We start from the raw sequence: 10,101 nt of genomic DNA on the forward strand, positions 1-10,101 counted from the left end.
CAAAATAACCCGCTGGCAGAAATCCGGAGAGATCGCAAAAACCGCCGTGGTGTATTTTCAGGAAAAGGGACTGCCGGAAATACCCGGCTCCGGAGGCTCCTGAGGGTTCCGGATCTGCGTACGGCTAAATTTTGCGGCAGGTCTGTTTTTGAAAGTTTCTCCGGCCGCTTGCGCGTGTTTTTGACAGTTCTTGCATTTTTTTTGCCCTGCTGCTGTTATGATGCGGGGAGATGATGTCAAGAACGCAGCAGCGAAGGAAGAAGAGAAATAAGGCATTGTTTTTTCAGAAGGCATTACGTTTTGATTAAGAGGATGCCGGGACGGGATAAGGAATGATTATAAACAAAGGCACTTTGCGCGGCATGGTCAGGGACGTGGGATTTGACATGTTTCCGGGCCTCCGGGATATCTATGTTCAGGAATCAGCGGAGACCATTGAGCGCTTGCAAAAATCGCTGGATACGGGAGATTACCAGACCCTGGCGCGGGATATTCACACTCAGAAATCCGTGCTGGGCACTTACGGCGCCGATGATGCCCTTGAGCAGGCTCTCCGGCTTGATAAAAAATGCAAGGCTAAGGTTCCGCTCACGGATTTTGCTGAGGAGGTAAGAAGCTTTATCAGCATTCTCAAAGAGACCAGGGATGCCGTGAACAGCCTTACCGCTGAAGATCTTCAGGGGTTCTGAGACCTATGCAGGTGGTTACTGCCAGTACCATGCTCTCTGATGAAAGAGAGGCCGTGGCGGAATTGTCCCGCGAGATCCTTAAGGAGGGCGGCGGGAAAATAGCCGGGGTTTGTCTCTATTTTCAGAAATCGCTGTCTCCCGCAAAGCTGCAGGAGGCCTGCCGGGAGTTTTTTGCGGATATTCCCTTTGCGGGCATGAGCGCGGAAAACGGCTCCTTTGACGCCCATGCGCTTATCGGGGGCAAATCCGGCATGATGCCGTCCTCCGGAGGCGCCTCCCGGAACCGGTTTTCGGTAAACAGGTTCAAGGAGCCCGAAACCCCCCGGGCGCGGGGGATTATTGCCCTGGCTTTTACCGGCGAAGACGTATTTCTGGGCAGCGTTGCCGGCGCCTATTCTCCTGACATGGACATTAATCCCGATAATGTTTTTAACAGGGTCTCCGCCCGGGCCGGATTCCTCGGGGTGTTTCCGGATCTGATTCTTTTTCATTGCACTGATGATGCCCAGTTCCCCTTTGCTGCCGCCCTGGCGAAGCACATGGGGGATTCAGTGCAGGTGGCCGGCGGGATTCTTGATACCTCTGAGGGAGATGTTGCCGTTTTTAACGAGGAGCAGGTCATTACCGGAAAGAGCCTTTTTCTTATGACCTTCCTCTATACGGACTGCGATGTCGTGGTTACCGGGGAGAATAACAGCGAGCCTGAGGGATATTACGGCATTGTTACCGAATCTTCGGGATGCTTTATCAGCGAGATAGACAATCAGCCGGCGGCGGATGTGCTGTTCCGCTGGCTGGATCAGGACAGCTCCTCCTGGAGTCCGGACAAGCTCAATCAGGAGCTGTCAAAGGTACGCAATCGCTGGACGCTGGCGGTCTGTTCCGCCGATATCAGAGGTCCGGAACGTTTCACCTTTACCTATCTCAGGAATATTACCCCGGAGCGCGCCATTCAGATTTCCCACATCTGGGAGCCGGGGGAGCGGATCTGTCTCATGGCGGTTTCCGGCAATGACATGGTGCGCTATCTGTGCAAAATCGGTTATTCCTCGGATCGGGTGATTCTGGGGTCTCTTCATTATATCTGCCAGTTCTACAGCACCGGAGAAATGGCAGCCCGGTATTTTGAAAGCGTGGTGTCCGCAGTGCGGGCCAATAAGAAACATCCTTTCGTAACGATGCCGCAGAACGGGGAATTAGTTAAAAGCATGGATGTCCTGGAATATGTCATGGGAAACTACATGATAGTGTCGGTGTGGTTTATGGAAAGGGAAGCTGTGTAGGGAGAGCGGTAATATGAAGAGCGAGGAAGTGTTTTCCGCCTACTCTCTCGAGGAGCAGAACAAAATCAGTTTTCTGCTGCATTCCTTTTCCGAGGATCGGGAAATCTGGCAGCACTTTTCTCAGAGAAGCCTGTTCGGCATGCTGAAGGATCTGGAGCATGTTTACGGGGAAAGAGAACAGTATGAAGTGCTGATCCGGGCCATGCGCTCCTTTGTGGATTTTGAAAAGGTGGTGCTCCTGTCCCGGCGGGAGGAAGCCCGGGAGCTTTCCGTGGTCTATGCCTCGGATCCCGCTCTTATGACTCAGGTCTGGAAGGATACCGGCGTTATTGAAAGAAGTTTCCGGGGGCGTATTCAGGTGCTTTACGATCCCTCCGGAATGCCGGATTTTCAGGGAACGGATCCGGCCCTCAGGGAGCAGATCCGGAATGTCATGCTGATCCCGCTTCTCCTTCAGGATGAAAAGTTTCTCTTTATCTGCATGAGCCGGCAGCCCTTTGCCATGAATTTAAGAAGCCGCCGGGATATAATGGAGGTGCTGCCGGTATTTACTCAGGCCATGATCAATCTTCGCTACCGAACCCAGCTGGAGCAGATGGTGAAAAGCCGCACCCGGGCTCTTCTGGACTATCAGGACAAGGTGAAGGTGTTCCGGCGTCTTTCCCATGAAATGCTCTGGCAGACCGACAGCAAGTTCCGGATTACCCATGTGTTTGCCAACGACGCCACGGAATATGCGCAGAATCTGGACAGCGATCTCCCGCCGTATCAGAGTTTGGTGGGGAACCGGCTTTTGGACTACATAAAATGGGAGGCCATTGACGCTCCCAAAGAGCTGAAGAGGAAGCTCTATCACGACATTGCCGCCAATCATAATCTGATTGTCAATCTGAAGATCCCGTGCTCCAGCAATGACCGGGTAATTTGGATTCTGGTTAACGGGGAGCCTTATTACCATGCCGACGGCAGCTTTGCCGGTTACCGGGGCAATCTCTTGAACATCACCAAAAGCCACAGTCAGAATCAGATTCTCCGCAAGGCCAAGGAAAACGCCGAGAAGGCCAGTCTGGCCTCCACCCGCTATCTGGCTGAGATTTCCCATGAAATCAAAACCCCGCTGCAGGCCATTATGGGGCTTATTGAAATCGTGGGCCATTCCGACAATATTACCCAGGAACAGCGGGGCTATCTCAAGAACATTTCTCAGAGCACCTCGGTTTTGCAGAACATTCTTCATGACGTGCTGGACTTCTCCCACATCTCCTCTCAGGCCATGATCATGGAGAAAACCAACTACAACATCCGCGATACCATAAGCTCGGTGGTGAGCCAGATGGAGGGCCGGGCTCATGACAAGGGCATTGAACTTACCCTGAAGTTCAGCGACAACTTCCCGTTAATGGTGGTAGGGGATGCCCACCGCCTGTCCCAGATTTTTTACAACCTCATTAACAATGCGGTGAAGTTTACCAGCAAGGGCGGCGTGCGGGTGCTGGCGGAGCGTTTTGAAAACCGGCTGAAATTTTCCATCCAGGATACCGGCCCCGGGATTCCGGGAGCCAAGCTGAAGAATCTCTTTACGCCGTTTGTGCAGCTGGACGGATCCATTTCCCGCAAATACGGGGGATCCGGACTGGGACTGGCTATCTCCAAGCGTCTGGTGGAATGCATGGAGGGTAAAATCGGCATTAAATCCGTGCTGGGAAAGGGCACCACCTTCTGGTTCGAGATCCCGTGCCTGGTGGTGCGGAACGAGATCATCGGCGCTACCTCCGTCATAAAGCCCCGGAAGGTTTATAACGCGCATTTCAGAATTCTTCTGGTGGAGGATTCCCGCATCAATCAGTTTGTTCTTAAAACCATGCTGGAAAATCTGGGGCACAAGGTACGGGTGGCCGGGAACGGCGAGGAGGCGGTCAATAGCGTGTTCCAGGAACTCCCGGAGCTTATCCTCATGGACATCAGAATGCCGGTGATGGACGGCATTCAGGCGACCCGAAAGATCCTGTCCCGGTACCGCAATCTTCCGATAGTGGCTCTCACCGCCAACAGTTCCGACGAGGAGCGGCATGACTGCCACGCTGCCGGCATGATCGACATCCTGTCCAAGCCGGTTAATTCCGAAACTCTCAAAAGCAAGCTGCAGAATCTGGCAGAGATCATCCTGGAAAAGAATGAGGCTCTCAAGGAGGAGCTTCAGGAAAAGCGGCTGGTAAACCGCGGCAGCGACGAGGGGGCGGATAACGATGACAGCGGCCGCGCGGGCAGCGTTTCCTCCGCTTTGGAGGAAAGCAATCTGGGTCTTATTTTTGACATTGTGAAGCAGAGTCAGGGGGATAAGGCCAATAGCAGCGATCAGCGCATTGAAACCATAGAATAGGCTATAGAAAGACGGCAGCCGGGAGACGGCCTCCGGTTTACCGGGGAATTACCGTCTGGCGCCGGAAGGGGGCATTTCCGGTCAGAATGCAAAGCCGTTTTTCTTAAAGCAGGACATCATGGTTCTGGTAAGGGAAATAGTAGTGTCTGGCTCCGGAAGATCCTCCCGGGACACCCAGAAGGCTTCCGCGAGTTCGTTTTCGTCCCGGATAATCTCCGAGCTCCCGTCCACCCGGGCCATGTAGCCCACCAGAAGATTGCTGTCCAGTCCCCAGGGCTGGGATCCGAAGTAGCGAAGATCCCGGATCTTAAGTCCGGCTTCCTCCATGGCTTCCCTCCGGGCCGTCATTTCCGGAGTTTCCCCGATTTCGCAAAAGCCGGCGATAAGAGCCAGTCCCCGGTAGGGGCGATCCCGGTAGCGGGTCACCAGTATCTGATCTCCGTGGGTAATGCCCACAATAACCGCCGGGGCGATGCGGGGATAGATAATGTTATGGCAGGAGGGGCAGACCATGGCCCGCTCCTCTTCGGAAGGCTCGGTGGCTGTCCCGCATTTTCCGCAGTATCTGCTGCTTTGATACCAGGAGTGAAGATGCCAGGCCGTGGCGCCGGCGAAGCAGACCATCCTGGGATTATCCGAGCGGAGCACGATAATGTCCTGCCAGGAGAAGCCGGGGATTTCGAGATCCCCGCAGTTTTCGGATCCGGCATTGCCGGTATAAAGGAAGAAGGCCCGGTCATCAATGGCGAAGAGATACTGAAGCTGCTCCAGCTCTCCCCAAAGCCGGACCTCCGGAAGACTGAGAGGCTTGCTCTTGCCATCCCCCTTTACCAGAATGCTTCGGCCCTTAAAAGCCATTACAAAGTCGCTGTCCCGGGGCGGCCTTTTCAGGGAGTACTTGTTTCTGAAGACGTGTTCGTTAAGTTCATGCAGCATGTTTTACCTCGTCAGTCATCCTTCCTTCCCTCGATATGCAATTTTTCGGCTTCTTATCCTGCCATCAGGTCTGCCATGATCATAGCTTGTCATGATCATAGCACGCCATGATTTTATGACTTTCTCAGTCAGCAGAGGGAGATGAAATTTCTGAAAATATCGATCCCGTGTTCCGTAAGCACGGCTTCAGGATGAAACTGCACGCCGTATAGCCGTTTATTGCGGATCCGGAGAGCCATGGGGATGTGATCCGCGGTTTCCGCCATGATTTCCGTATCCGGCGTCGGATTTGAAATCATGAGGGAATGATATCTGGTGGCACTGAAGCCTTGGGGGAAGTCCTTAAAGAGCTCAAAACCCTTCCTGAAAAAGATATCCGAGTTCTTGCCGTGACAGGGGACAGGAGCTCTGACGATCCTGGCCCCGAAAAACGCCGCCAGACACTGCATGCCCAGGCAGATTCCCAGAATGGGCGCTTTATCCTGATAGCGCCGGATTACCTCCATGGAGACGCCGGAGTTTTCCGGGGAGCCCCAGCCCGGAGAGATGATGATTTTCTGGAAACGGAGCCGGTCAATGGCATCAGGGGTCATTTCATCGTTTTTTATCACCTGGGGTCGTTCGCCGAGCATCCTGAGATACTGGACGATGTTGTAGGTAAAGGAGTCGTAATTGTCTATCAGGAGCATAATTCCACCTCGAACATTCCTCTTACGGAATTCATGCAGAAGATCCGCGCTGATTTTCGGAGATCTTCGGGAGACAGCGTTTTTTCCCGGAGAACGCCGTCCCGGATAAGACGCTGTCTCATAACCCCGTTCAAGAGACCGGAGGATACCGGCGGAGTGAACAGCGTGTCTCCGATTTGGGCGGCCACGTTGGTAAAGGTTCCCTCGGTGATTTCGTTTCTTTCGTTAACCCGGATTTCCTCAAAGAAGTCCCGGGGCGCCGGGCTTCTCACCGAGGTTTTATGGTACAGAAAGGGGTTTTGGGAATTTACCTTCCCGTTAATGCGAACCCGGGGCCGGATTGCCGGAGCAGGGAGGGGCCTTTCGGTAATGTCGTAACGGCCGTCCCGGAAAAGCTCAATGCGCGCAACACGATCCTCCGGAAACGCAAAGAAATCCAGTTCCCGGGGCCAGGCAAAGCCGAATTCCCGGGCGGAGTTTCTCAGCCGGCTGAGATGAAGCTCCCGATCCTGATTTCCGGTTCCTGTTTCAATAAGCGAAAACCCGCTTTCCAGAAATTTTGTTTTGGCCAGAGTTTCCTCCCACTCATCAGCGGCTGTGGAATCGAAGGTGACCGCTCCTCCCGCATAGTACCTGAAATACTGTTCATCATGCTGTTTCTGGAGAATCCTGATGGGAACCGAAAACACTGCTTCATCTCCGTGCAGCCAGGCAATGGCCCCGCAGTAAACCTCTCTGTCAAAGGGCTCGGCTTCTCTGATTACCCTCATGGCGGATAATTTCGGGGCGCCGGTGATGGAACCGCAGGGATAGAGAGCTCTTATGATGTCATAAAGAGAAACCTCTGATCTGAGTTCGGCGGATATTTCCGAGGTCATCTGAAAAACAGTGGGATGCTTTTCAATGGCAAAAAGCCTGTCAGCTCTGACGGTGCCGTCCCGGGCAATCATGCCGAGATCATTCCGGAGCAGATCTGCGATCATAAGGTTTTCTGCCCGGTTTTTAGGATCCCGGGCCAGAAAATCCCGGTTTTTCCGGTCTTCCTCCGGAGTATGACCGCGGCGTATGGTGCCCTTCATGGGTTTGGTAACAATATGTCTGCCCTTTATCCGGAAAAAGAGTTCCGGGGAGAATGACATAATGGTTTCGTACCGGTTTTCCAAAAAGGCGTTATAAGGTGTTTGCTGCCTTCGGAGCAGATAATTGTAGAGAGAGAGTCCGGAGATGCTGGCTTTTACCAGAGAGGGATAGGTGTAGTTTACCTCGTAGGCGATGCCGTTCAGGATCTGTTCCCGGATAAAGGCGATTTTATTAAAGTACTCTTCCCGGGAGATAAGAGGGATTACGGCAATTCCGACAGGCAGGTCAGCGGTGTCTGCAGCACCTGGGGCGGCAGCATCCCGGTTTGCGGTATCGCGGAGATTCTCACAGGATCTGAAGGCCTCAAAGAAAATCAGGGGGCAGCCTTTTTCATGGGGTTTTTCCAGGCTGTAGCGCATATAGCCCAGAAGATAAAAGCCCTGATCCCGGAGCTCCTGAATGCGGTCAAGGCCCGATTGTATATCCCCGGGAGAAAATACGGCAACGGTTTCTGCAGGATCCCGGTAACAGCAGCCGGCGAATATTTGCATGTTCAGTGTCCCATGTTTAAGCGCTCTCGGATATCAGATCAAGGGGCCGCTCCCGGAGAGCCCGATAACGGCGGGCTCATTGTACACCGCTGATGATAATCCGGCATTACCCGGACGGAAATCTCCTTTATAATGTTCAGGATTATTTCCGGCCGGGGCCGGAGACGGGAGCTTAAGGAAAATAAATGAGCGTTATCTGGAAAAAGCCTTTTACCATGGAGGTCCTGAACTCCTTCTGCCGGAAGGGGCTCATGGCCGGGCTGGGCATTAGCTTCACCGCTTTCGGAGATGACTGGATGGAGGCCCGGATGCCGGTGGATGACAGAACCCGGCAGCCCTACGGGTATCTCCACGGGGGCGCCACGGCCGCGCTTATTGAAACTCTGGGATCCATCGCCGGCAACTATGCCGCCGATAAAGCCCATTCCTGCATGGGGCTTGATATTGAGACCCACCATCTGAGAGCGGTGCGGGAAGGTTTTGTCACTGCTCATGCGGTGCCCCGGCATCTGGGTTCTTCCGTTCAGGTCTGGCTGGTAACGGTACGGGACGAAGATAACAATCTTATTGCCGAGGGGCATATGACTTTGGCGGTAAGACGGCATATGAGCCCTGCCAAGGATGCTGCGGAGAAGCCTTCGGAACCCCATCCGGAGCATATTTCCGGTATCGGTCATTCCGATAGTCCCGGGAAGTCCGCGGGATCTGCCTGACCTCTGTTCTGCATTCCCGGGCCTGTTTTCCGGTTTATCAGGCTCTTCACTTCATTCTTTCAGGACACACATATGAGCGCTGCCGCCAAAGAGACTCTTCTGACCCGCCTTACCAGAGGCGAGCAGCTTTCCTTTGGTGCTCAGCTTAAAATGGTGCTTCTCCTCAGCATTCCGGCGGTGCTGGCTCAGATATCATCCACGGTAATGCAGTATATTGACGCTGCCATGGTAGGTCAGCTGGGAGCCCGGGATTCCGCCTCTATCGGTCTTATAGCCTCCAGCACCTGGCTCTTCTATGGCTTTGCCATGGCGGCGGGGATGGGGTTTTCGGTGCAGGCGGCCCAGAAAATCGGAGCGGGCTTCCTTAAGGACGCCCGGAACATCGTGGGACAGGGGCTCCGGGTAACCTTTATCTTCAGTCTGGTTATGGGAGGACTGGGAGCGGCAATAAGTCCCTTTCTGCCAGAGCTTTTGGGGGGATCTCCGGATATTAACCTGAATGCCTCCTGGTACTTTCTGATCTTTGCGTTATTTTTTCCGGCGGTGCAGCTTAACGGGGTGGCCACCGGCATGATTCAGTCCTCGGGCAATATGTCCTTCCCGAGCTTTTTGCACATCGTGATGTGCGTTCTTGACGTGATTTTCAATGCCTTTCTGATTTTTCCGGGGTTTGAGATCGCTCTTCCCTTTGGCGTCATCAGTATTCCCGGCGCCGGTCTCGGAGTTATCGGAGCTGCTTTGGGCACCGGTCTTGCTGAGCTCCTTATCGCCGGAATACTCCTTTTTTATCTTCTGAAAAGATCGCCTGTTCTCCGGAAGCATCCCGAGGAGAAAACGCATTTTGTCGCCCATGACTTACGAGGGGCTGTGCGGATTTCCATGCCGGTGGCTCTGGAGCAGGTTTTGATGAGCAGCGCCTACATCACCTTTACGGTTATTGTGGCCCCGCTGGGAACGGCAGCATTGGCTGCTAACGCCTTTGCCATAACGGCGGAAAGTCTCTGCTATATGCCGGGGTACGGCATTGCCGTGGCGGCCACGGCCATTATCGGGCAGGTGGCCGGAGCCGGTCTTTTTGACACTGCCAGAAGACTGGGACGCATGTGTGTTTCTCTGGGCATGCTGGTAATGGCCGGGATGGCGGTGCTTCTTTATATTTTGGCGCCGGTGTTCATTGGCATTATGTCCCCGGATCCGGACATCAGAAGTCTGGGTACCCAGATTCTGAGACTCGAGGCCTTTGCAGAACCGATGTTTGCGGTGGCCATTGTGGCCAACGGCGTTTTCCGCGGGGTGGGGGATACACTGATTCCCAGTATTTACAATTTTGCCAGTATCTGGCTGGTAAGACTGCCCCTGGCGGCATTTCTGGCCGGAAGATTCGGTCTTGCCGGGGTATGGTTTGCCATGGCTCTGGAGCTTTGTGTCCGGGGCCTTTTGTTCCTGCTGCGACTCCTGCGGGATCGCTGGATCCGGAACTTTCAGGAAAAGGCTCTCGCTGTTAAGCCGGATCAAGAGAATCCGAATGCGGTAAATCACAGAGAAACTGATTCGGATTGAGCGGTTTAACAGATTTTTCAACAAGATCTTTGGGGCAAAAATGCGAGTCCTGTCCGGTATCCTGTGAGATCTTTGATAACGAAAAGGAATCCCCCTCATAAAAAGGTCTCTGCCGGTATTAGATGTGCCTGCTCCCTATATCTCTTTGATAATGAAACGGCCATAGACGTACATGATAACGTAGCGCCGAAGGTCGGAAATCTTGCTTAAAGCATCGTCC

The 10,101-nt window shown here is 53.7% G+C and carries 8 protein-coding genes; 5 read left to right on the plus strand and 3 right to left on the minus strand.

Annotated elements, in window-relative coordinates:
• Positions 1-332: 332 nt before the first annotated feature.
• Genes ACJROR_RS10445 through ACJROR_RS10455 form a run of 3 tightly spaced genes read left to right on the plus strand, consistent with a single transcriptional unit; the run spans position 333 to position 4,352 of the window.
• The gene (locus tag ACJROR_RS10445; protein ID WP_406547001.1) at positions 333-689 is read left to right on the plus strand and encodes an Hpt domain-containing protein; all 357 of its coding nucleotides are present in this window, start codon (positions 333-335) and stop codon (positions 687-689) included.
• A 5-nt stretch (positions 690-694) separates the two neighbouring features.
• Positions 695-1,972, plus strand: coding sequence for a hypothetical protein (locus ACJROR_RS10450; RefSeq protein ID WP_406041638.1), 1,278 nt, complete (start codon positions 695-697; stop codon positions 1,970-1,972).
• A gap of 13 nt (positions 1,973-1,985) precedes the next feature.
• Positions 1,986-4,352: an ATP-binding protein gene (locus ACJROR_RS10455; RefSeq protein WP_406547002.1), complete on the plus strand. Its 2,367-nt coding sequence runs from the start codon at positions 1,986-1,988 to the stop codon at positions 4,350-4,352.
• Between the two features lie 81 nt (positions 4,353-4,433).
• Here ACJROR_RS10455 and nudC read toward each other — a convergent pair whose 3' ends face one another.
• From nudC to ACJROR_RS10470, 3 genes are all read right to left on the minus strand, one after another.
• Entirely contained in the window at positions 4,434-5,288 is an 855-nt protein-coding gene (gene nudC / locus ACJROR_RS10460; protein ID WP_406547003.1) for an NAD(+) diphosphatase, read from the minus strand.
• A gap of 128 nt (positions 5,289-5,416) precedes the next feature.
• Complete coding sequence (locus ACJROR_RS10465; protein WP_406547004.1) at positions 5,417-5,977, minus strand: anthranilate synthase component II; 561 nt, start codon at positions 5,975-5,977, stop codon at positions 5,417-5,419.
• Positions 5,968-7,608 carry a chorismate-binding protein gene (locus ACJROR_RS10470; RefSeq protein ID WP_406547005.1) on the minus strand — a complete coding sequence of 547 codons (1,641 nt, stop codon included), beginning with the start codon at positions 7,606-7,608 and terminating at the stop codon, positions 5,968-5,970. The genes ACJROR_RS10465 and ACJROR_RS10470 overlap by 10 nt, the downstream gene beginning before the upstream one ends.
• 185 nt (positions 7,609-7,793) lie before the next feature.
• Between ACJROR_RS10470 and ACJROR_RS10475 the strand changes: the two genes are divergently transcribed.
• Together ACJROR_RS10475 and ACJROR_RS10480 are read left to right on the plus strand one after the other, a co-directional pair.
• Positions 7,794-8,321, plus strand: a complete 528-nt coding sequence (locus ACJROR_RS10475) for a PaaI family thioesterase (protein ID WP_406547006.1) — start codon at positions 7,794-7,796, stop codon at positions 8,319-8,321.
• Between the two features lie 72 nt (positions 8,322-8,393).
• On the plus strand, positions 8,394-9,881 hold the full coding sequence (locus tag ACJROR_RS10480; protein ID WP_406547007.1) for an MATE family efflux transporter: 1,488 nt from the start codon (positions 8,394-8,396) through the stop codon (positions 9,879-9,881).
• Positions 9,882-10,101 lie beyond the last annotated feature (220 nt).

The organism is Succinimonas sp. (assembly GCF_045225735.1).
Taxonomy (GTDB): domain Bacteria; phylum Pseudomonadota; class Gammaproteobacteria; order Enterobacterales; family Succinivibrionaceae; genus Succinimonas.